Annotated in this window: 20 protein-coding genes and 1 riboswitch; of the genes, 8 read left to right on the top strand and 12 right to left on the bottom strand. The window is 66.4% G+C overall.

Annotation, left to right across the window (positions count from 1 at the left end; all coding sequences use genetic code 11):
- Positions 1-279 precede the first annotated feature (279 nt).
- The 3 genes from AC5P7I_RS09545 to AC5P7I_RS09535 all read left to right on the top strand — a co-directional run bounded on the left by AC5P7I_RS09545 (position 280) and on the right by AC5P7I_RS09535 (position 4,049).
- A complete protein-coding gene (locus AC5P7I_RS09545) occupies positions 280-2,682 on the top strand; it encodes an autotransporter family protein (protein ID WP_495222154.1) in 2,403 nt (800 codons plus the stop codon).
- A gap of 456 nt (positions 2,683-3,138) precedes the next feature.
- On the top strand, positions 3,139-3,549 hold the full coding sequence (locus AC5P7I_RS09540) for a hypothetical protein (RefSeq protein ID WP_197574525.1): 411 nt from the start codon (positions 3,139-3,141) through the stop codon (positions 3,547-3,549).
- Positions 3,550-3,677: 128 nt separating this feature from the next.
- Positions 3,678-4,049 carry a DUF805 domain-containing protein gene (locus tag AC5P7I_RS09535; RefSeq protein ID WP_262088331.1) on the top strand — a complete coding sequence of 124 codons (372 nt, stop codon included), beginning with the start codon at positions 3,678-3,680 and terminating at the stop codon, positions 4,047-4,049.
- Between the two features lie 886 nt (positions 4,050-4,935).
- Here AC5P7I_RS09535 and thiL read toward each other — a convergent pair.
- The 5 genes from thiL to AC5P7I_RS09510 all read right to left on the bottom strand — a co-directional run bounded on the left by thiL (position 4,936) and on the right by AC5P7I_RS09510 (position 8,851).
- Positions 4,936-5,898, bottom strand: a complete 963-nt coding sequence (gene thiL, locus AC5P7I_RS09530) for a thiamine-phosphate kinase (protein ID WP_032956633.1) — start codon at positions 5,896-5,898, stop codon at positions 4,936-4,938.
- A gap of 125 nt (positions 5,899-6,023) precedes the next feature.
- Positions 6,024-6,503 (bottom strand): transcription antitermination factor NusB, encoded by a 480-nt coding sequence (nusB, locus tag AC5P7I_RS09525; RefSeq protein WP_005408062.1) that lies wholly within the window; start codon positions 6,501-6,503, stop codon positions 6,024-6,026.
- Complete coding sequence (gene ribH / locus AC5P7I_RS09520) at positions 6,500-6,967, bottom strand: 6,7-dimethyl-8-ribityllumazine synthase (protein ID WP_005415267.1); 468 nt, start codon at positions 6,965-6,967, stop codon at positions 6,500-6,502. Before ribH ends, nusB begins: the two co-directional genes overlap by 4 nt.
- Before the next feature lie 160 nt (positions 6,968-7,127).
- A complete protein-coding gene (gene ribB, locus AC5P7I_RS09515) occupies positions 7,128-8,228 on the bottom strand; it encodes a 3,4-dihydroxy-2-butanone-4-phosphate synthase (protein WP_014645922.1) in 1,101 nt (366 codons plus the stop codon).
- Positions 8,225-8,851, bottom strand: coding sequence for a riboflavin synthase (locus AC5P7I_RS09510; protein WP_014645921.1), 627 nt, complete (start codon positions 8,849-8,851; stop codon positions 8,225-8,227). Before AC5P7I_RS09510 ends, ribB begins: the two co-directional genes overlap by 4 nt.
- 77 nt (positions 8,852-8,928) lie before the next feature.
- Positions 8,929-9,075: riboswitch (FMN riboswitch) on the bottom strand.
- Between the two features lie 624 nt (positions 9,076-9,699).
- Here AC5P7I_RS09510 and AC5P7I_RS09505 point away from each other — a divergent pair.
- The 3 genes from AC5P7I_RS09505 (at position 9,700) to AC5P7I_RS09495 (ending at position 11,881) form a co-directional block, all read left to right on the top strand.
- Complete coding sequence (locus AC5P7I_RS09505) at positions 9,700-10,320, top strand: hypothetical protein (RefSeq protein WP_014645920.1); 621 nt, start codon at positions 9,700-9,702, stop codon at positions 10,318-10,320.
- 152 nt (positions 10,321-10,472) lie between these two features.
- Positions 10,473-11,357 (top strand): hypothetical protein, encoded by an 885-nt coding sequence (locus AC5P7I_RS09500; protein WP_014645919.1) that lies wholly within the window; start codon positions 10,473-10,475, stop codon positions 11,355-11,357.
- A 146-nt stretch (positions 11,358-11,503) separates the two neighbouring features.
- The gene (locus AC5P7I_RS09495) at positions 11,504-11,881 is read left to right on the top strand and encodes a hypothetical protein (protein ID WP_014645918.1); all 378 of its coding nucleotides are present in this window, start codon (positions 11,504-11,506) and stop codon (positions 11,879-11,881) included.
- A 36-nt stretch (positions 11,882-11,917) separates the two neighbouring features.
- On the opposite strand, the gene ribD is transcribed toward AC5P7I_RS09495, so the two are convergent.
- From ribD to AC5P7I_RS09460, 7 genes are all read right to left on the bottom strand, one after another.
- A complete protein-coding gene (ribD, locus tag AC5P7I_RS09490) occupies positions 11,918-13,003 on the bottom strand; it encodes a bifunctional diaminohydroxyphosphoribosylaminopyrimidine deaminase/5-amino-6-(5-phosphoribosylamino)uracil reductase RibD (RefSeq protein WP_046428779.1) in 1,086 nt (361 codons plus the stop codon).
- 120 nt (positions 13,004-13,123) lie between these two features.
- Positions 13,124-13,645 carry a transcriptional regulator NrdR gene (nrdR, locus tag AC5P7I_RS09485; protein WP_010481984.1) on the bottom strand — a complete coding sequence of 174 codons (522 nt, stop codon included), beginning with the start codon at positions 13,643-13,645 and terminating at the stop codon, positions 13,124-13,126.
- Positions 13,646-13,797: 152 nt separating this feature from the next.
- Entirely contained in the window at positions 13,798-14,247 is a 450-nt protein-coding gene (locus AC5P7I_RS09480) for a hypothetical protein (RefSeq protein ID WP_032962449.1), read from the bottom strand.
- 27 nt (positions 14,248-14,274) lie between these two features.
- A complete protein-coding gene (locus tag AC5P7I_RS09475) occupies positions 14,275-14,694 on the bottom strand; it encodes a hypothetical protein (RefSeq protein ID WP_049442181.1) in 420 nt (139 codons plus the stop codon).
- Between the two features lie 6 nt (positions 14,695-14,700).
- The gene (locus AC5P7I_RS09470) at positions 14,701-15,174 is read right to left on the bottom strand and encodes a hypothetical protein (protein ID WP_049442180.1); all 474 of its coding nucleotides are present in this window, start codon (positions 15,172-15,174) and stop codon (positions 14,701-14,703) included.
- A gap of 125 nt (positions 15,175-15,299) precedes the next feature.
- The gene (glyA, locus tag AC5P7I_RS09465) at positions 15,300-16,553 is read right to left on the bottom strand and encodes a serine hydroxymethyltransferase (RefSeq protein WP_014645914.1); all 1,254 of its coding nucleotides are present in this window, start codon (positions 16,551-16,553) and stop codon (positions 15,300-15,302) included.
- Positions 16,554-16,789: 236 nt separating this feature from the next.
- Positions 16,790-17,260 carry an RcnB family protein gene (locus tag AC5P7I_RS09460; RefSeq protein WP_049408719.1) on the bottom strand — a complete coding sequence of 157 codons (471 nt, stop codon included), beginning with the start codon at positions 17,258-17,260 and terminating at the stop codon, positions 16,790-16,792.
- Between the two features lie 254 nt (positions 17,261-17,514).
- Here AC5P7I_RS09460 and ettA point away from each other — a divergent pair, with 254 nt between their 5' ends.
- Positions 17,515-19,179: an energy-dependent translational throttle protein EttA gene (ettA, locus tag AC5P7I_RS09455; protein WP_005415249.1), complete on the top strand. Its 1,665-nt coding sequence runs from the start codon at positions 17,515-17,517 to the stop codon at positions 19,177-19,179.
- A 92-nt stretch (positions 19,180-19,271) separates the two neighbouring features.
- Complete coding sequence (locus AC5P7I_RS09450; RefSeq protein ID WP_032962452.1) at positions 19,272-20,588, top strand: NCS2 family permease; 1,317 nt, start codon at positions 19,272-19,274, stop codon at positions 20,586-20,588.
- Positions 20,589-20,762: the final 174 nt, after the last annotated feature.

Genomic DNA, 20,762 nt, shown 5'->3' with positions numbered 1-20,762 from the left:
TTTCACTGCCTCCATCGAATCACTTGCAACCCACCTGCGACAGGGTGTCGCAGTGCTGGCTGAAAGCTGAAGGCGCTACCGGTGTTCAGTGGGCTTTACAACTTTTTGCATGGGTTCGGCCGGGCTGCGCACAGAGACTGGCGCCAGTAGAGACACTTGACTTCGCAATTGCCCACTCTTCACACCATCCTCACAGAGATGAAGGATATACGGCACTTCGTCTGAATGCGGTTGCGTCGTGTCGCGTCTCTCCCCCTTCTCCGACACAAGGATTCCCCCATGAAGCGCACCGCCACCGCATCCCATCCTCTGACGCCGCGCCCGCTGTTCCGCAGCCTCTTGCTGGCGCTGGCGTCCCTTCCCGCCGGGGTCGTTTTGGCCGGCGATCTCGATGGCCAGACTGCGGAGGTCGGTGCTGGGGATCCGGTCGAAGCGTGGACGTTGAAGAACGGCTCGCTGCTGACCGTGAACGGAGGAGCGGCCCAGACCATTCTGGCCGATGACTCACGCGTAACGCTGGTTGCTTCGACGGTCTCGCGCAAGCCATCGGGCGACTACGCCGGGCATGCCGTAAAGCTGGATGGAAATTCGCTGCTGGACGCGCGTGACAGTACTTTCGTGGGGAACCTGCGAGTACAAGATCAAGCGCAGGTTACGCTTTCCGGCTCTCACGTTGTGGTCTCGCCCGGCGCAGGCCAGCAACCTGGTGACAGGCAGTCCGTAGGCCTGGACTTTTCCGGGATGAGCGTTGGCAGTGGGCGCATCCTGCTCGACGCAAGTACCGTCAGGGTTGATGCCCTGCCCACTAGCAGTGGCAATCCTCTCTCGGACGGCGTGGGGGCACTCATGACCCATGGCAGTCTCGTGCTGCACAACCGCTCCCGTATCGATGCCGAGAATCATGGTGTTGTCATCTCGCCACTCGCAAACGGACAGAACTTCGAGGTGCATTTGGACCGTTCAACCCTGTCGGCCAAGAGCGCGGCAGCCATCTGGGTCCATGGCCGTGCCAGTGATGCTCACATCGATGTCGCCGTTGCCAACGGCAGCCAACTGCATGGAGGGGATGGAATTCTCATCCAACTGAAAGGGCGGACCGCTGTCGCAGCTGGCCGCACCACAGTCGATTTCACTGTCGATGACTCGCGCATCGCTGGCGATGTGGTGCTGGACACGACAACGGTCCCCAACGGCATGATCAACGTGGAACTGCGCAACAAGGCACAGATCGACGGCCGCTTCTTCAACGTCACCTCGGCCAGCATCGACGGCGACAGCACCTGGCTGATGTCCGGCGACAGCACTGTCGGTCATCTCGCGCTGGGTAGCACCGGTACGGTGGCGCTGGGCAATGGCAGTACGTTCAACACGCTCACCGTGGATACCTTCGACGGGGCCGGTGGCACCCTGCTGTTCAACACCCAGCTGGGCGACGACAGTTCGGCCACCGACAAGCTGATCATCAAGGGCGACGCCAACGGCCAGGCCAACGTGCGTGTGCTCAATGCCGGCGGCGCAGGCGCCAAGACCGACAAGGGCATCGAGCTGATCCGTGTGGGCGGTGCGTCCAATGCGCAGTTCGACCTGCAGGGCCGCGCGGTGGGTGGGCAGTACGAGTACTTCCTGTTCAAGGACGCGACCAACGGCGGCTGGTACCTGCGCTCGGAACTTGCCGGGGCGCCGGATCCGTGTGTGATCGACCCGACGCTGCCGGAGTGTAAGCCGGTCGATCCGGTCGATCCGGTCGATCCGATCGACCCCACGCCGGTGCTGCGCCCGGAAGCCGGCGCGTACCTGGCCAACCAATTCGCGATGGACCAGCTGCTGCGCCATGGCTGGCGCGACCGCCAGGGCGGCAACACCTCCGCCATTGATGGCGTGCGTGGCTGGGCCCGCGTGGACGCTACACAGAGCAAGCTGTCGGCGGTGGAAGACCAGCTGGACCTGCGCGTGGACCGCTCGCGCCTGCAGCTGGGTGCGGACATCGGCGTGTTCGACAACGGCCAGGGCCGCGTGGGCGTGATGGGTACGCTGGCCAAGTCCGACGCCACTTCACGTTCACAGCTGACCGGCTACAGCGCACGCGGCAAGCTCAACGGCGGCGCGCTGGGCGTGTACGGCAATTGGAGCAACGATGCACTGTATGTGGATGCCAGCGTGCAGCGCGGCCACTTCCGCAACCGCGTGCAGGGCGAAGGCCTGGCCGAGGAACGCTACGACTCGGACATCTGGCAGAGCTCGCTGGAAGCCGGCTACCGCTTCGGCATCGGCCAGATCGGCAGCACCGCGCTGAGCCTGCAGCCGGAACTGCAGCTGGTCTACACCGACGCCAACACCGATCGCCACGAGGAAGCCAACGGCACGGTGGTGCGCGGCCTGGGCGACAGCGGTCTGTCCGGCCGCGTGGGCCTGCGCCTGCAGGGCGAAGGCCGCAGTGCCGCCGGCGCGTCGGTCAGCCCGTATGTGGTGGCCAACTGGTACCGCGATGGCGCCAGCAACGGCATGGCGTTCGATGATGAAGCGCTGAAGGCCAGCGTGCCGCGCAACCGCTACGAGTTGAATGCCGGTGCGCGCGTGGACTTCCGTTCCGGGCTGAGTGCGTGGGGTGGCTTCGGCGTGATGCGGGGTGACCATGGGTACCGCGAAGCGACGGCCAATCTGAGCATGTCGTACAAGTGGTGAGGTAGAAGCGCGTTCTACTTTCTGTAGAGCCGAGCCATGCTCGGCTGCTTCTCGATGAGATTGTGATGAGCCGAGCGTCGGCTCGGCTCATCACGAATGTCGCGATCGCCACGCTGTGGCGTGCGCCGCACGATTGCAACGCTTTCGAACTTTCCAACAATTCTCATTGGCGGCACTGGCGCTTCATGCAAATCATGTAGCGCCACCGACAATGGGTGGCACGGGCTTCCAATCCCGTTCGGTTAATGTCGTTTACGCTTGCCTGCCGGCGTCGCCCTTTCCTTGTTGGGTGGCGTCGGCAGGCATTCTGTCCGCGCACCTATGGCGGGCGGTGCGTGGGGGCCTCGTGCCCGCCGGCGTTTGACGACGTTAGCCACCGGTATTGGAACCACGCACCGTCCGCCACCCTCGCTGTTAAGCAGGGTGGCCCCTTGCCGCTTGCACAAGGACGCCGCCATGACCGCTTCCCCTTACCCGCACCTGTTCGCCACCCTGGGCGAGGCCGCCACGCGCCTGCCCGATGACCTGGCCCGCACGCTGGAAGACACCTTCGTTGCGCTGCAGAGCGGCAACAGCGCCGGGGCCATCACCCTGCAGGCGTGCCTGCAGTACATCCGCCAGGGCGATGCCGCCGATGGCCAGCCGTGGCCCGGCAGCAACCGCACACCCGGACAGCGTTTGGCCTTGGCGCGCATCGACCGCGCCAATGCAGGGCTGAGTTTCCTGCTGGAACTGCTGCACGCCACCGAACGTGTGCGCGTGGACGGGGATATCGACCAGCAGATGGGTGACGGCGCGCGCGAAGGGCTGTTGCTGGCCTGCCGTGGGCTGGCCGAGTATGTGGATGTGCAGTTGCGGGCGGTGTAAGCATCCAACGACGAGAAGTGCGGGGAAGCGCTCAGTTCAGTTGCACGCTGCGCGCAATTGCAACGATTCCGATGGCTCATCATCACAGGAGCACCAATAGTGCGCACTTCTTTTCAGGGAGTGCCCGGATGCACAAGATGATGATTCCGCTTGTCCGCTATGCACAGTTCAATGGGCGCGCCAGCCGCGGTGAGTTCTGGTGGTTCCAGTTGTTCGTCGTGATCGTGTTGATACCGTCGAATGTGCTGGGCTTCATTGCTGGCTACACCGGTTCAAGCACGCTGGCACCGATATCGACGGGCGTGGGCGCGTTGGTGTGGCTGGCGATCATCGTGCCGATGATTGCAGTGACCGTGCGCCGCCTGCATGACACCGACCGTTCCGGCTGGTGGTGCCTGCTGATGCTGGTGCCGATCGTGGGTCTGGTGGTGCTGGTGTTCCTGCTGCTACCCGGCACGCCGGGCAACAACCGCTTCGATACAGCGGTTCCGCACGTGTAACCCGCCCGCGTTGGTGGGTGTCGACCTTGGTCGACACGCTGTTGGCACGGGCGGCTGACACATCCGTGCCAACCAAGGTTGGCACCTACCAGAGCAACACCGAGGTATTCCCGCCTGGGTAGGTGTCGACCTTGGTCTACATGGTGTTGCCACCGGCCGCTGAAACATTCGTGCCAACCAAGGTTGGCACCTACCAGAGCAACACCGAGGTATTCCCGCCTGGGTAGGTGTCGACCTTGGTCGACACGCTGTTGGCACGCGCGACTGACACATCCGTGCCAACCAAGGTTGGCACCTACCAGAGCAACACCGAGGTATTCCCGCCTGGGTAGGTGTCGACCTTGGTCGACACGCTGTTGGCACGGGCGGCTGACACATTCGTGCCAACCAAGGTTGGCACCTACCAGAGCAACACCGAGGTATTCCCGCCTGGGTAGGTGTCGACCTTGGTCGACACGCTGGTTGGCACGGGCGTCTGACGCATTCGTGCCAACCAAGGTTGGCACCTACCAGAGCAACACCGAGGTATTCCCGCCTGGGTAGGTGTCGACCTTGGTCGACACGCTGTTGGCACGGGCGGCTGACACATTCGTACCAACCAAGGTTGGCACCTGCCAGAGCGCACCGATGCGCCTCCGCTTTGGTAGGTGTCGACCTTGGTCGACACGGTGTGGCACGGGCGGCTGACACATTCGTGCCAACCAGGGTTGGCACCTGCCAGAGCAATACCAAGGTGTTCCCGCCTAGGTAGGTGTCGACCTTGGCCGACACGCTGTTGGCACGCGCGGCTGACACATCCGTGCCAACCAAGGTTGGCACCTACCAGAGCAACATCGATCTGACCCCACCCCGAAGCTTGGCACCCAGCAGGGCGGTACCGCTGCGGCTACGCGAAGTGCTGGTAACCGCCGTCGGCGGCTTCGCCATCCACATGCACGCCCTGCCCTTCGGCAATCCGACCGATGCGGGTGAGCGGCACGTCCAGCGATTCGGCGAGGTAGTGCAGTGCGTCGCGCTGGTCGGCGGCGGCGGTGAAGCACAGTTCGTAGTCGTCGCCCCCGCGCAGTGCGCAGTCGCGCGCAGTGTCGCGGCCGAGCAGCTCACGCAGCGCGTGCGAGATCGGCAGCGAATCGGCGTCCACATGCGCGGCCACGTTGCTACGCGTGGCGATATGACCGAGGTCGGCCAGCAGGCCGTCGGACACATCCACCGCCGCGTGCGCGAAGGCCCGCAGGCGCAGACCGAGGGTCACGCGCGGCGTCGGCCGCAGCAGGCGCAGGCGCAGGCTTTCGTAGTCGGCCAGCAGCGTGGCGGTGGCGATGCTCAACGCACCTTGTTGCCACAGGCGCAGCGCGCCGGCGGCATCGCCCAGCGTGCCACTGATCCAGATGTCATCGCCTGCCTGTGCGCGGTCGCGCCGCAGGGCCTGGCCACGCCCGACCTGGCCCATCGCGGTCACCGACAGCGACAGCGGACCGCGCGTGGTGTCGCCACCGATCAGCGCGATGTCGTGCTGGTCGGCCAGGGCGAAGAAGCCATCGGCAAAGGCCTCGATCCAGTCTTCAGACGCTTCCGGCAGTGACAGTGCCAGCGTGCACCACGCCGGGCGCGCGCCCATCGCGGCCAGGTCCGACAGGTTGACCGCCAGGGTCTTCCAGCCGATGTCGAAGGCAGGCGTCTCAACCGGGAAGTGCACGCCGCTGTTGAGCGTATCGGCGGTGACCACCAGTTGCTCGTTGGCACGCGGCTGCAGCAGCGCGGCGTCGTCACCGATGCCGAGCAGGATGTCGTCGCGCTCGAGGGTGCGGGCGCGGATGCGGTCGATGAGGGCGAATTCGGCCAGGGACATGGGGCGTTCTGCTTTTTTGTAGAGCCGAGCCATGCTCGGCTGCAGTTCGATCACGCGCCGCATTGCCGAACGCAACCGTGCGCTGCACGGTGAGCCGAGCATGGCTCGGCTCTACAGAAATCGGGTCAGTGACCCGATTCGACCTTGCGCCATTCCACGGCGGCACGATCCAGCACGCCGTTGACGTAGGTGTGGCCGTGTTCGGAACCGAAGCGCTTGGCCGATTCGATCGCTTCGTTGATCACCACGCGGTATGGCACGTCCAGGCGGTAGCGCAGCTCGTAGGCGGCCAGGCGCAGCACCGCGCGTTCGATCGCGTCCACTTCCTCGATGCCACGGTCCAGGTACGGGCCGAGCGCTTCGTCGATGTCACGACGGTTGTCGAGCACGCCGTGCAGCAGCGCCTCGAAGTACGCCAGGTCAGCGATTTCACGGGCCTGCTCGTGGGCGAACTGGGCGATCAGCGACTGTGCGTTACCGCCCGAGATCTGCCAGGCGTAGATGGCCTGCACGGCACGACGGCGGGCGCGCGAGCGCAGCACCGGATCGACGCCATCGCGGCGGACGGGTTTACCGGAGGGCTTGCCCTGGGTGTTCTTGTTCATGGCAGTTGCTCCAGCAGATTGACCATTTCCAGTGCGGCGAGTGCGACTTCCTCGCCCTTGTTGCCGTGGCTGCCGCCTGCGCGGGCCTCGGCGTCTTCAACGCGTTCCACCGCCAGCACGCCGTTCAGCACCGGCACGCCGAAATCCAGCTGCACGCGCATCAGGCCTTCGGCGCAGCGGTCGGCCACGTGTTCGTAGTGGCGGGTGTCGCCACGGATCACGCAGCCCAGGGTGAGGATGGCGGCGTGTTCATGGGCGGCGGCCAGGCGCGCGGCCACCAGCGGCAGTTCCCAGGCACCCGGCACGCGGATCACGTCGATGTTGGCTTCGGTGATGCCGTTGCCGGCCAGGCTCAGGCGCGCGCCTGCGACCAGCGCGTCGGTGATGCGGGCGTTCCAGCGGCTGGCCAGGATGGCGAAGCGCGCCGACTCGGGAGTGCGAAGATCGCCTTCGTAGTGGCTCATATGCGGCTTGGGGACTCGATAAGGGGGTAATTCTAGCGTGGATGGGCCCCGGCCGTGGCTGGCGGGGGCCCGCAGGGTGTGCCGACCAACGGTCGGCACCCACCGGTGGCATGGGGCCGGCACCCACCGGTAGTGCCGGCGGCTGGCCGGCAATCCCCCATTACAGGGTGACCGTCTCCACCACTTCCAGGCCGTAACCGGCCAGGCCAACCTGGCGGCGCGGGGTGCCCAGCACCCGCAGCTTGCCCAGGCCCAGGTCAGACAGGATCTGTGCGCCGGCACCGTTGCGGCGCCACTGGCCCACATCCTTGTCCTTGCCCGGCACCACCGGCGCCGGCTGCTGGCGCAGGCGGGCCAGCAGGGCTTCGCCATCGCGCGGGGCCGACAGCACCACCATCACGCCAGCGCCCTCGGCATCGATCGCGCGCAGGGCATCGGTGGCCGCCACGCCGAAGTCGTCGCGGCGCCAGTGCAGCAGGTCGGCCAGCGGGTTTTCCACCTGCACGCGCACCAGGGTCGGGGTGTCCGCATCCGGCGTGCCACGAACCAGCGCGAAGTGCAGGTCGTGGGCGATGCGGTCGCGGTAGGTCACCAGCTTGAACGGACCGAATTCGGTGTCGATCTCGCGCTCGTCCACGCGCTCGACGGTCTTTTCGGTGGCCAGGCGGTAGGCGATCAGATCGGCGATGGAGCCCATCTTCAGGCCGTGCTCGCGGGCGAACACTTCCAGCTCCGGGCGGCGCGCCATGCTGCCATCCGGGTTCAGGATTTCCACCAGCACGCCGGCCGGTTCCAGCCCGGCGAGCATGGCCAGGTCGACGCCGGCTTCGGTGTGGCCGGCGCGGGTCAGCACGCCGCCCGGCTGGGCGATCAGCGGGAAGATGTGGCCCGGCTGGTGCAGGTCCGACGGCTTGGCATTGGGCTTTACCGCGGTGCGGATGGTATGCGCGCGGTCATGCGCCGAAATGCCGGTGGTGACGCCCTCGGCGGCCTCGATGCTGACCGTGAAGTTGGTCTGGAACTGGGCGGTATTGGCCTGCACCATCGGCGCCAGGCCGAGGTCGGCGGCGCGGCTGCGGGTCAGCGGCAGGCACACCAGGCCGCGGCCGTGGGTGACCATGAAGTTGATGTCCGACGGCTTGACCAGCTCGGCGGCCATGATCAGGTCGCCTTCGTTCTCGCGGTCTTCGTCATCGACGATGACCACCATGCGGCCCAGGCGGATGTCTTCCAGGATTTCCGGAATCGGGGCGAAGTTCATGCTGCGTCTCCCTGTGGGTGCTGACCGTTGCTCGGCACACCCATCAATCGCTCGACGTAACGGGCCACCAGATCGATTTCCAGATTGACCGCGCTGCCCACGCCGGTGGCGGAGAAGGCGGTGTTCGCCACGGTGTGCGGGATCAGGGCGACTTCAAAACCGTCGTCGTCCACTTCGTTGACGGTGAGGCTGACGCCGTCAACGCAGATCGAGCCCTTCTTGGCGATATAGCGGCGCAGCGAGGCCGGCGCGGCGAAACGCCAGCGCTGGGCCCGCGCGTCGTCATGGATGGACAGCACCTGGCCGAGGCCGTCGACGTGGCCGCTGACCAGATGGCCGCCGAGGCGGTCGGTCGGGCGCATGGCGCGCTCCAGGTTGATGACCGCCCCTTCGCCCAACTGGCCCAGCGTGGTCAGGCCCAGGGTCTCGGTGGAGGCATCGGCCTGGAAGCTGCTGGCGTCGAACGCGATGACGGTGAGGCAGACGCCGTTGATGGCGATGCTCTCGCCCATCTGCACGTGGTCGAACGGCAGATTCCCGACGTGGAAGGTGAAGCGGACATCGCCGCCGATGGATTCGCGTGCGGCCAGACGGCCGACGCCTTCGATGATTCCAGTAAACAAGTAACGTTCTCCGCGAAAAGTGAGCGAAAAACGCCGCAAGGCAAACAGGCGGGCGCAGGGCCGCGAAGGCCCTGTGGCACCGTCTTCTTTCATCCGGACTATGACCGTCGGCTCCGGCATTGGACCGGATCTGCTGACCCCCGGGCCGTGGGCCGGGGCGCTCGCGGGCTCGTGCTTGCGCACCTACCGCCGGTGGGGAATTGCACCCCGCCCTGAAGACGTTTGTGTACCGGCGAACCGGCGCGGCTAGTGTACCAGCCCGTGCTGAACGGGGTGGGATGCCCGGGGTCGGATCCCTTTCCGCAGGCAAGGGCTCTGGCCCCGGCCCTCTCGAAATCGCTACGGGTCAGAGCCGTTTTCCGACGGAAAACGGATCTGACCCCGATCCAGGCCCGCTCGCACTCTGATGACCGAGGTCGGATCCCTTTCCGCAGGAAAGGGCTCTGACCCCGGGTCCCTCGAAATCGCGGAGGGGTCAGAGCCGTTTTCCGACGGAAAACGGATCCGACCCCGATGCAGGCCCGCTCGCATTCTGATGACCGGGGTCGGATCCCTTTCCGCAGGAAAGGGCTCTGACCCCGGGTCCCTCGAAATCGCGAGGGGTCAGAGCCGTTTTCCGACGGAAAACGGATCCGACCCCGATGCAGGCCGGCTCGCACTCTGATGGCCGGGGTCGGATCCCTTTCCGCAGAAAAGGGCTCTGACCCCGGCCAAGCCAGACCAGCTTGTGACGGCCGTCTCTCGCATTTTGTAAAACTTTCATTAAAATCCGCAGCGGACGACATGAGGTCGCCACGGGCAGCCGCGAGGGCAGGCCCGCCAATGGACTGAAATTCACAGGAATTCCCATGCGCAAGATCCTGATCGTGGCCGCCCTGCTGGCCGCTGCTCCGTTCTCGGCTTCGGCCGACGCCCTGAGCTACACCTACGTGGAAGGCGGCTGGACCCAGGTCCAGGTTGACGACAACGTGCTGGACGACCCGAAGGTCGACGGTGGCTACCTGCGCGGCTCGGTCGCGCTGGCCGAGCAGGTCTACGTGTTCGGTGGCTGGTCGCGCACCAGCAAGACCCGCCACTACGGCGAAGACTCGCTGAAGCTGGAACTGAACCAGCCGGAGCTGGGTATCGGCTACCACATGCCGTGGACCGACCGCCTGGACTTCACCGCCGATGCCGCCTGGGTGCGCCAGAACGCCGAATCGACCCTGCGCTACGACGGCGTGCGTTACCACGGCAAGGACCACACCAACCTGGGCCGCGTCACCATGGGTATCCGCGGCAAGCCGTCGCGCATGACCGAAGCCTGGGCCAAGGCCGGTTACATGGATGGCGGCAACAACTACAAGGGCACCTGGGTCGGCACCGTCGGCGGCCAGGTCAACTTCACCAAGACCTGGGGTGTAGTGGGCGAGATCGCCGGCTACCGCGACGTCACCCAGTACTCGGTCGGCGTCCGCGCCAGCTTCTGATTTACCGATCGCTCCTCGTCGTGCGATCGAACGGGCCCCGCAAGGGGCCCGTTTTTTTTGGGCCCGCGCGCGCCGGCAGGCGGCCACAGGCACCAACGGGCCTGCGCAAAGATGCGCTACGCTTGCGCGCCTCTGGAACAGGAAACACCGTCATGAAGACTCCCTTGCGTACCCTGCTGGCCAGCGCCCTGCTGGCGGCCCCGCTGCTGGCCGGCGCCGCCCCGGCCACACTGACGCCCGAACAGGCTTTCGACCTGTACGCACGCGTGCTGCTGGAAGATGACGCCGTGGCGACCCGCGCGCTCAACGATGCACTGAAGCCGGCGTTCGAAGGCCAGGACGCGGTGACCCCGAACCCGGGTGCGCTGGCCAAGGCGCTGGCCGATCCGTGGCAGGTCGTGCTTGCCAGCACCGGCGCAAAGGCCGACGCGGCCGCCAGCGAAGCGCTGTATGCCAAGGCCCTGCGTGATTCGAAGTGCCGCGCCAGCAAGAGCGTGATTGAAGACAACGAGTACGTGGAAGACCAGAAGCTGGCGCGCATCACTTTCAGCTGCCAGGTGCCCGACCTCGGCAAGGTGCGCCCGCTGTTCGCCGCCAGCCTTGCGGCCGACGCCAGCCCGGCCGCGCGCAGGCAGTTCACCGACGCCTACACCCAGGCGCTGCAGAGCGGTGCGCGCGTGCCGGTCAGCGGCACCTTCACCCTGTACCCGGCCAAGGACAACGGCTACTGGTACAGCGGCAACTTCGACGATCTGGTGGGTACCGTGACCGGCGCGCTGGCACCGTTCGAGGACTGGATGCAGGACGCGCAGGCGGCCAGCGCACCGAAGGTGACCGGCGTACCCGGCTGTGACCTGCTGCTGCAGCAGCACCGCGCCTGCGTGGCGAAGATCGCGCCGGACCAGATCAGTGGCGTGGATGCCATGACCGAGGAACTGAAGGCCAAGGCGAAGGTGAAGTCAGCCGAAGACATGACGCAGGAATGCAAGGCACTGCGCCCGATCGCCGAGATGATGTGGACCGACGAATGCGCGTAAGTGCGATGTAACGCCGAGCCTACGCGCTGCCCAGCGTTGCCGACGGCAAGGGCAACTGCATTTTCAGAACCCTTGCATGGCCCTGCGCGGCCTGCATGGTCAATGCTGTTGCCCTCTTCCACCAGGGCAACCGCATGAAACACCGTATGACGTCGACCGCGCTCATGTTGCTGGCGCTGATGGTGTGCTGGCAGGCCGAGGCGTCCAGGTTCAAAGCCACGAAGATCATCGTCGTCCAACCCTCGGTCGCCTTCGAGTCAACGCAGCTGAGCGACAGGCACCTGGATGCGTGGATGAGTGAGGATGATCACTGCCGCGACTTCCTGATGTACCACGACCAGTGTGCCGTGCTGGTACTGCCGGATGAGTACGACGACGGTTTTACGCGTCGCCAGTTGCGGTTCAAGGCGAGGCAACTGCCGGGCGAGGCGCTCGGCGCGTACTGCCGCGACCTGCATGTGCTGTGGAAGCAGCAATGGAAAGGCCAATGCCCCGTTGGCGAAGAAGACGACGAAGCGGCCTGACGCCATGGGCGTAGCCCCCTGCCCTGCGTCATTCCTTCATGGGCGCAGCAGCAGCCTGTTGTCCTCGCCGACCTGGCGCTGGTCAACCACGCGCAGGCGACGCTGCTGGTCCATGGCATCAATGCCGAGGCCAGCCAGCAGCGGGCGGCCGTTGTCGCCCAGCAGCGTGGGCGCCTGATAGAGCAGAAGCTCATCGACCCAGCCACCGCGCAGCAGCGCACCGGCCAGTGTCGCGCCGGCTTCGGTGTGCACTTCGTTGATGCCGCGCTCGGCCAGCAGCGCCAGCACCGCGCCCAGGTCCAACCGCCCCTCTGCGCTGGGCACGCTGGCGAATTCGGCATCGGCCGCATCCGGCGCGCTCACCGCCGCAGCGTGCAGGTACAGCGTCGGTGCCCCGCCCTCGCGCACGCGGCTGCATTCGAGCGAGCGCAGGCGCGAATCCAGCACCACACGCAGTGGTGCCATCACTTCGGTATCGGCCAGGCGCACGGTCAGCATCGGGTCGTCGGCCAGCACCGTGTCGCCGCCGGTCAGGATCGCACCGGCGCGCGCGCGCCAGTGCTGCACGTCCTCGCGCGCGGCCGGCCCGGTGATCCACTTGGAACTGCCATCGGCCATCGCGGTACGGCCATCCAGGCTGGCGGCCAGCTTCACCCGCAACCACGGCCGATTGCGCTCCACGCGCGACAGGAAGCCCTTGTTGAGCTCGCGCGCCTGCGCCGCCATCAGCCCTTCGGCGACGTCGATGCCGGCATTGCGCAGCAGATCGAACCCACCGCCATCGACCTTCGGGAATGGATCACGCATCGCCGCGACCACGCGCGACACGCCAGCTTCGATCAAGGCCAGCGCACACGGTGGCGTGCGCCCGTAGTGGGCGCAGGGTTCCAGGGTGACGTAGGCGGTGGCACCGCGTGCTTCGGTGCCGGCCTCGCGCAGGGCGAACACTTCCGCATGCGGGCCACCGGCGCGCTGGTGCCAGCCCTGCCCGACCACGCGTTCGCCATGGGCGATCACGCAGCCGACCATCGGGTTGGGGCGGGTGGTATAGGCAGCGCGCTCGGCCAGGCGCAGCGCGTTGGCCATGTGCAGGTGGTCGAGGACGGAGAACGAAGTGGTCATGCAGCCATGGTAACGCCGCCGGTGTTGATCCATGCCGTCAGTGCCAACCAACGGTTGGCACCCACCAGTGAATGCGGCCACCGGTGCCCACCAAGGTTGGCACCCCCAAGGCAGAGGCAGTCAGCCCTTCTTCTTCTTGGTCAGGGCGATCACATCGCCCAGCAGCTGCAGCTGTTCGGTACTGGACGGCAGGTCGCGCTCGAGCTTCTCGATCTCCTCGCGGAAATCGGCCACGTCCTCGAAGCTGCGGTAGACCGAAGCGAAGCGCACGTAGCCGACATGATCGAGCTTGCGCAGTTCGTTCATCACGAACTCGCCGACCTTGATCGAGGGCACTTCGCGCTCGCCGCTGATGCGCAGCTGGTGAACCACCGCACGCACCGCTGCTTCGATCTTGTCTTCGGCCACCGCACGCTTCTGCAGCGCGCGGTCGAAGCCAGCGCGGACCTTGCGCTGGTCGAACGCCTCGCGGGTGCCATCGCTCTTGACGATGGCCGGCAGCTTCAGTTCGACCGTTTCCAGGGTGCTGAAGCGCTCGCCGCAGGCTTCACATTCACGCCGACGACGGATCGTCGCGCCGTCTTCAGAGACGCGCGAGTCGATGACCCGGGTATCGGCATGTTGGCAGAAGGGGCAGTGCATGGAACGCCTGGCTCAGGAAAGTACCTATTGCCACGGTCATGGCAGCGTCGCAAAGGTACCTGAGAAAGGGCGCAGCGGCAAATGCTGTCTGCGCGGAAGTACCTGCATTTCGGCCAACCAGAGCGTCCAGTGAGGTCAGCAGGACCAGACGTTCAACCAGGTGCCGACGGCACCGGGGCCGCGCGTGCCCAGCGCAGCCACGCCAGGTGCCCGGCCATCACCAGCAGCGGCGGGCCGAACCCAAGGAAGGCCAGGGTCGAGATTTCCCCATGCTTGAAGGTGAAGTACAACGCGGCGGCGACCACGGCCAACGCGGCCAGCACCCCCAGCGCAAGGCCGACCCAGGCGACAACCGGTGATTGGCGCAGGCCGGCAACACCGCGCCACAGGAACAGGCCGCTCAGCCACAACCACGACAGCAGGCCGATGATTCCAGCCGACGACCACAGCAGCAACCACGTGTGCTCGTCGCCCGTCAGGTACTTGCCGTCCCATACGACCATCAGCCCCAGCACGGCACCCGTGCCGCCTGCCGCCACGGTGGGCAGGCCCACCAGCAGGCCGGCGATCGCCATCCAGCGTTTGTGCAGACGCTCATCCATGCGTTCGATTTCCTTCCATGGGCCACGTCATGCGCGGCGTTTGATCCACACCAGCATCGCAGCCGGCACCAGCATCGACGGGCCCAGCAGCAACAAGCCGATGCCTTCGGCATGCACGGCGATGCCCCACCACAGCGCCAGCCCCAGCGGGAGCAAGGCGGCGAGACCGCCCGCCAGCAGCATCCACCACCAGAGGCGGTGCACGTGCAGCCCGGCACGCCCCTGCAGCAGAAAACCCGCGCTGAGCCACAACCAGGCCAGGCAACCGGCAATGCCGGCCAGGCCCCACAGCGGCATCACCGTCACCGAGGCCAGCGTGCCATGACCGAACTGGCCCAGCCCCATCAGCAGCAGCATCGTCGCCGCCGCGCCGCCCATCACCAGGCTGGGCAGGCCAAACAGCACCGCCAGCGCGGTGTACAGGTACTTGAGGTGGCGCTCATCCACGCGGGCCTACTCCTCTGATCGCGCCGGGCCGGATGGCTCGCCCAGGGCGTCAGCACGCAGCCGCAGGAGGATCAACGTACCGGTGGGCACCAACAGGGACGGCCCGGCGAACAGCCCGCTGAGCACGGACGAACCCAGCTCGGCGAAGTAATACAGCGCCATCGCCAGCAAGGGCAGGCCTGCCAGCACGCCCAGGCCCAACAGCAGCCACCAGCGGCGTGATGCCATGTGCAGCCCGCGTGAACCATCGCGCAGCCAGACGATGCTGAGTGCGACCCAGGCCACGAGGCCGGCGATCCCGCACGATCCCCACGCGAGCATGCCGGCGGCAAACCACAGGTTGTCCGCGTCCAGCGAGACCAGCCCGATCACCCCCATGACCACGGCGATGCAGGCGCCGGCACCGCCGAAGAACAGGCTGGGCAGGCCGAACAGCACCGCCAGTGCGATGTACAGGTACTTGAGGCGGCGCTCATCCATGCGCGGGATTCCTGATGACGGGGTCAGAGCCCTTCCCTGCGGGAAGGGATCCGACCCCTGCGTCGATCCGGAAGGCGGGGTCGGATCCCTTTCCGCCAGGAAAGGGCTCTGCCCCCACTCTCCGATCAGCCGTAGACCGGGTACTTGCGGCACTGCGCGCTGACGGCGTCGCGCACGCGGGCGATGACCGCGTCATCGTTCGGTGCGTCGAGCACGTCGGCGATCCAGTTGGCCAGATCCACGCAGTCCTGTTCGACGTAGCCACGGGTGGTCACCGCCGGCGTACCCAGGCGCAGGCCCGAGGTCACGAACGGCGAACGCGGGTCGTTCGGCACCGAGTTCTTGTTGACGGTGATGTGGGCCTTGCCCAGCGCGGCTTCCGCGTCCTTGCCGGACACGTCCTTGCCGATCATGTCCACCAGCATCAGGTGGTTCTGGGTGCCGCCGGAGACGATCTTGTAGCCACGCGCGATCAGCGTGTTGGCCATCGCCTGGGCGTTCTTCACCACCTGCTGCTGGTAGGCCTTGAAGCCCGGCTCCAGCGCTTCCTTGAAGGCCACGGCCTTGCCGGCGATGACGTGCATCAGCGGACCGCCCTGGATGCCCGGGAACACGATCGACTGCAGCTTCTTGACCAGGTCTTCGTCGGCGCCCTTGGCGATGATGATGCCGCCGCGCGGGCCGCGCAGGGTCTTGTGGGTGGTCGAGGTGACCACGTGGGCGTGCTCCAGCGGGCTCGGGTAGACGCCTGCGGCGACCAGGCCGGCGACGTGGGCCATGTCGACGAACAGGTAGGCGCCGACCTTGTCGGCGATGGCGCGGAAGCGCGCCCAGTCGATCACCTGCGAGTAGGCCGAGAAGCCGGCCACGACCATCTTCGGCTTGTGCTCCAGGGCCAGCCGCTCGACTTCGTCGTAATCGATCAGGCCCTGGTCGTTGACGCCGTACTGCACGGCGTTGAACAGCTTGCCCGAGGCATTGACCTTGGCGCCGTGGGTGAGGTGGCCGCCGTGGGCCAGGCTCATGCCGAGGATGGTGTCACCCGGCTGCAGCAGGGCGAAGTACACGGCCTGGTTGGCCTGCGAACCGCTGTGCGGCTGCACGTTGGCATAGTCCGCATCGAACAGCTGCTTCAGGCGGTCGATCGCCAGCTGCTCGGCGATGTCCACGTATTCGCAGCCACCGTAGTAGCGCTTGCCCGGGTAGCCTTCGGCGTACTTGTTGGTCAGCTGGCTGCCCTGGGCTTCCATCACCGCCGGGCTGGTGTAGTTCTCGCTGGCGATCAGCTCGACGTGGTCTTCCTGGCGCTGGGTCTCAGCGGCGATGGCCTTGGCCAGTTCGGGATCGTAGGATTCGATGCGGACGTCACGCGGGAACATCGGGTACTCCAGCAGGCAGGGAAAAGGGGTACGGCTCAGCCCTCGATTGTAGCTCCGCACTGGCCCGCTGGGGCCGAAACGGACGGGGCCGGCATCCCCGAAGGAATCCGGCCCCGTATGGTTTCGATCGATAGTTGTGGGGTCAGAGCCCTTTCCGTTGGAAAGGGATCCGACCCCATCAGCGCAAGGGTCAGAGCCCTTTCCGTTGGGAAGGGATCCGACCCCGGCCGCGATCCTCAGCGACTGAGCACGTACTGGGCGATCACACCGGTGGCGATGGCCACCAGCAGCATGTTGCCGCGATCATCCCGAATCCACTGATGGCCGTACGGCGGGCGGCGCAGGTTGTAGCGCGGGTAGTCGTTCACCACGTAGACCGGGCCGCGGTAGTAGTCGCGGTAGCGGTGGCCGACCTTCCAGCCATAGCCCGGGCCATAGGCCGGGCGATAGACCACGCGCGGCGGTGCCGGGCGGTAGTAGCGATCATGGTCACGGTGCCAGTCGCGGCGGTCGCGTTCCCAGTCGCGCCGGGCCTCGCGGCGGTCGCGCTCCCAGTCGCGGCGGTCCTGGCGCCACTCACGGCGATCCTCGCGCCACTCGCGGCGGTCGTGGTCGCGGCGATGGTCGTTGTCGGCGAAGGCCGGGGTCACGGCGCCCAGCGCCAGCACAGAGGCCACGGCGCCGGCCATTACTCGATTGATGCGCATGTCAGACCTCTGCTTGGGTGGGTGGTGAGCCCATATTGCGCAACCGATCTGAACCGTTTCCGGCTGGAAACGCTTCCCGCTGCAGGACTGTGACGGAGTATTCAGGCCACGGCCAGCCTGCGCGGCTCCGGCCGGGCGCGGGCCGGAACCGGTTCCGGCTATAATTGGCGGTATTCCATTCCAGTCTGTGCCCGCTGCCGCAACGGGATGTTCCCGTGACGGGTCGGGCGCAGGGCCGCGCCTACGGAGACCGCATGTCCTCGCAATACATCTACACCATGAACCGCGTGTCCAAGGTGGTCCCGCCCAAGCGGCAGATCATCAAGGACATTTCCCTGTCCTTCTTCCCGGGCGCGAAGATCGGCCTGCTGGGCCTGAACGGCGCCGGCAAGTCCACCGTGCTGAAGATCATGGCCGGCGTGGACACCGATTTCGAGGGTGAAGCCCGCCCGCAGCCCGGCATCAAGGTCGGTTACCTGGCGCAGGAACCGGAACTGGACCCGAACAAGACCGTGCGCGAGTCGGTCGAGGAAGGCGTGGGCGAAGTGCTGCAGGCCCAGGCCGCGCTGGAGGCGGTGTACGCCGCCTACGCCGAGGAAGGCGCCGACTTCGACGCGCTGGCCAAGGAACAGGAGCGCCTCGAGGCGATCCTGGCCGCCGGCGACGCGCACACCCTGGAAAACCAGCTGGACGTGGCTGCCGATGCGCTGCGCCTGCCGCCGTGGGATGCCAAGATCGCCAACCTGTCCGGCGGTGAAAAGCGCCGCGTCGCACTGTGCCGCCTGCTGCTGCAGAAGCCGGACATGCTGCTGCTCGACGAACCGACCAACCACCTCGACGCCGAGTCGGTGGAATGGCTGGAACAGTTCCTGGCGCGCTATACCGGCACCGTGGTGGCCGTCACCCACGATCGCTACTTCCTGGACAACGCCGCCGAGTGGATCCTGGAACTGGACCGCGGCCGCGGCATTCCGTGGAAGGGCAACTACACCGAATGGCTGGTGCAGAAGGATGAGCGCCTGAAGCAGGAAGAGAACCAGGAAAAGGCCCGCCAGAAGGCGATCCAGAAGGAACTGGAGTGGTCGCGCCAGAACGCCAAGGGCGGCCGCTCCAAGGGCAAGGCCCGTCTGGCCCGCCTGGAAGAGCTGCAGTCGCAGGATTACCAGAAGCGCAACGAGACCAACGAAATCTTCATCCCGCCGGGCGAGCGCCTGGGCAACATGGTGATGGAGTTCAAGAACGTCTCCAAGAAGTTCGGCGACCGCCTGCTGATCGACAACCTGTCGATGCTGATTCCGCCGGGCGCGATCGTCGGCATCATCGGCCCGAACGGCGCCGGCAAGTCGACGCTGTTCAAGATGATCACCGGGCAGGAGAAGCCGGATTCGGGCGAGATCGTGATCGGCCCGACCGTGCAGCTGTCCTACGTGGACCAGAGCCGCGACAAGCTGGAAGGCAACCACAACGTCTTCCAGGAAATCGCCGGTGGCCTGGACATCCTCAACATCAACGGCATCGAGATCCAGTCGCGCGCCTACATCGGCCGCTTCAACTTCAAGGGCCAGGACCAGCAGAAGATGGTCGGCTCGCTGTCCGGTGGTGAGCGTGGCCGCCTGCACATGGCCAAGACCCTGCTGCAGGGCGGCAACGTGCTGCTGCTCGACGAACCGTCCAACGACCTGGACATCGAAACGCTGCGTGCGCTGGAAGACGCGCTGCTGGAGTTCCCGGGCAACACCTTCGTGATCTCGCACGACCGCTGGTTCCTGGACCGCATCGCCACGCACATCATCGCTTTCGAAGGCGACTCGCACGTGGAGTTCTTCCAGGGCAACTACCGCGAGTACGAGGAAGACAAGAAGCGTCGCATGGGCGACGATGCCGCGCCGAAGCGCCTGCGCTTCAAGGCGCTGAAGTAAGAAAGGAAGAACGGCCGCGCTCTGCGCGGCCGTTCTGCATTCGGGTAGGTCACGACCGTTGGTCGTGACACCTTATTGTTGCGAGACGCCCCATGTCCCTGTTCGAACGCCTGTTCCAGCTGCAGCAGCACGGCACCACCGTGCGCACCGAGCTGCTGGCCGGTGTCACCACCTTCCTGACGATGTCCTACATCGTCTTCGTCAACCCGGAAATCCTCGGCACCACCGGCATGGATGCGGGTGCGGTGTTCGTGGCCACCTGCCTGGCCGCTGCGCTGGGTTCGGCGGTGATGGCGCTGGCGGCCAACTTCCCGGTCGGCATGGCACCGGGCATGGGCCTGAACGCGTTCTTCGCCTTCACCGTGGTCGGTGCCGCCGGCCTGCCGTGGCAGCAGGCACTGGGCGCGGTATTCATCTCCGGCCTGGTGTTCCTGGTGCTGTCGCTGACCGGTGTGCGGGCGTGGCTGGTGTCGGGCATTCCTTCGTCGCTGCGCTCGGCGATCGTGGCCGGCATCGGCCTGTTCCTGGCGATCATCGCGCTGCAGAAGTCCGGCGTGATCGTCGGCAATGAAGACACGCTGGTGGCGCTGGGCCCGTTGAATACGGCGCCGCCGCTGCTGGCACTGGCCGGCTTCCTGCTGATCGCGGTGCTGGAAGCGCGCCGTATCCGTGGCGCGATCCTGATCGGGATCCTGGCGGTGACCGGCGCGGGCTGGGCATTGGGCGACGTGCAGTACCAGGGCCTGGTCTCGCTGCCGCCGAGCCTGGCGCCGACCTTCCTGCAGCTGGACCTGCCGGGCCTGCTGCACCACAACGGTGGCGCGCCGATCGCCGTGTTGCTGCAGGTGGTGCTGGTGTTCGTGCTGGTGGAAGTGTTCGATGCCACCGGCACCCTGTATGGCGTGGTCGGTCGCGCCGGACTGCTGAAGCTGCCGGGCGCGCAGAAGCGTTTCGGCCGCGCCCTGCTGGCCGATAGCACGGCGATCGTGGCCGGTTCGCTGCTGGGCACCAGCAGCACCACCGCGTTCGCTGAAAGCGCCTCGGGCGTGCAGGTGGGCGGCCGCACCGGCCTGACTGCACTGGTGGTGTCGGCACTGTTCCTGGCCGCACTGCTGTTCTCGCCGCTGGCGGCGATGGTGCCCGGCTATGCCACCGCACCGGCGCTGCTGTTCGTGGCCGGCCTGATGCTGCGCGAACTGGTGGACGTGGACTGGAGCGACCTGACCGAATCGGTGCCGGCCGCCCTGTGTGCGCTGGCGATGCCTTTCACCTATTCGATTGCCAACGGCCTGGCGTTCGGCTTCATTGCGTATGCCGCGCTGAAGGCCGGCACCGGGCGCTGGCGCGAGGTGCATCCGGCGGTGTGGCTGGTGGCGGTGCTGTTCGCGCTGCGCTACGCGTTGGAATAATCGGGGCGCGATGCCGGCCAGCGGCCGGCACTACCGGATGGTGATTCACCTGCCACCCGGGGCACGATGCCGGCCAGCGGCCGGCACCACCCGGCGCGGGGTTCACCTCCCACCCACGGTGCTCTGGGATGATGCGGGCATGGTTCGGCCCGACCTTCCCACGGATCCGTCTTC

The organism is Stenotrophomonas sp. YJH_SMC_138 (assembly GCF_059369855.1).
The sequence above is the reverse complement of the archived record's forward strand: the minus strand, read 5'-3'. Positions and strand labels throughout refer to the sequence as shown.

Bases quoted from the DNA above. Each gene is read 5' to 3' on its own strand.
- AC5P7I_RS09495 (WP_014645918.1), top strand. From the start codon at position 11,504: ATGACGTCGACCGCGCTCATGTTGCTGGCGCTGATGGTGTGCTGGCAG.
- ribB (WP_014645922.1), bottom strand. From the start codon at position 8,228: ATGAACTTCGCCCCGATTCCGGAAATCCTGGAAGACATCCGCCTGGGC.
- AC5P7I_RS09470 (WP_049442180.1), bottom strand. From the start codon at position 15,174: ATGGATGAGCGCCGCCTCAAGTACCTGTACATCGCACTGGCGGTGCTG.
- AC5P7I_RS09480 (WP_032962449.1), bottom strand. From the start codon at position 14,247: ATGGATGAGCGTCTGCACAAACGCTGGATGGCGATCGCCGGCCTGCTG.
- AC5P7I_RS09450 (WP_032962452.1), top strand. From the start codon at position 19,272: ATGTCCCTGTTCGAACGCCTGTTCCAGCTGCAGCAGCACGGCACCACC.
- ettA (WP_005415249.1), top strand. From the start codon at position 17,515: ATGTCCTCGCAATACATCTACACCATGAACCGCGTGTCCAAGGTGGTC.
- glyA (WP_014645914.1), bottom strand. From the start codon at position 16,553: ATGTTCCCGCGTGACGTCCGCATCGAATCCTACGATCCCGAACTGGCC.
- ribD (WP_046428779.1), bottom strand. From the start codon at position 13,003: ATGACCACTTCGTTCTCCGTCCTCGACCACCTGCACATGGCCAACGCG.
- thiL (WP_032956633.1), bottom strand. From the start codon at position 5,898: ATGTCCCTGGCCGAATTCGCCCTCATCGACCGCATCCGCGCCCGCACC.
- ribH (WP_005415267.1), bottom strand. From the start codon at position 6,967: ATGAGCCACTACGAAGGCGATCTTCGCACTCCCGAGTCGGCGCGCTTC.
- AC5P7I_RS09545 (WP_495222154.1), top strand. From the start codon at position 280: ATGAAGCGCACCGCCACCGCATCCCATCCTCTGACGCCGCGCCCGCTG.
- AC5P7I_RS09540 (WP_197574525.1), top strand. From the start codon at position 3,139: ATGACCGCTTCCCCTTACCCGCACCTGTTCGCCACCCTGGGCGAGGCC.
- AC5P7I_RS09535 (WP_262088331.1), top strand. From the start codon at position 3,678: ATGCACAAGATGATGATTCCGCTTGTCCGCTATGCACAGTTCAATGGG.
- nrdR (WP_010481984.1), bottom strand. From the start codon at position 13,645: ATGCACTGCCCCTTCTGCCAACATGCCGATACCCGGGTCATCGACTCG.
- AC5P7I_RS09500 (WP_014645919.1), top strand. From the start codon at position 10,473: ATGAAGACTCCCTTGCGTACCCTGCTGGCCAGCGCCCTGCTGGCGGCC.
- AC5P7I_RS09505 (WP_014645920.1), top strand. From the start codon at position 9,700: ATGCGCAAGATCCTGATCGTGGCCGCCCTGCTGGCCGCTGCTCCGTTC.
- nusB (WP_005408062.1), bottom strand. From the start codon at position 6,503: ATGAACAAGAACACCCAGGGCAAGCCCTCCGGTAAACCCGTCCGCCGC.
- AC5P7I_RS09460 (WP_049408719.1), bottom strand. From the start codon at position 17,260: ATGCGCATCAATCGAGTAATGGCCGGCGCCGTGGCCTCTGTGCTGGCG.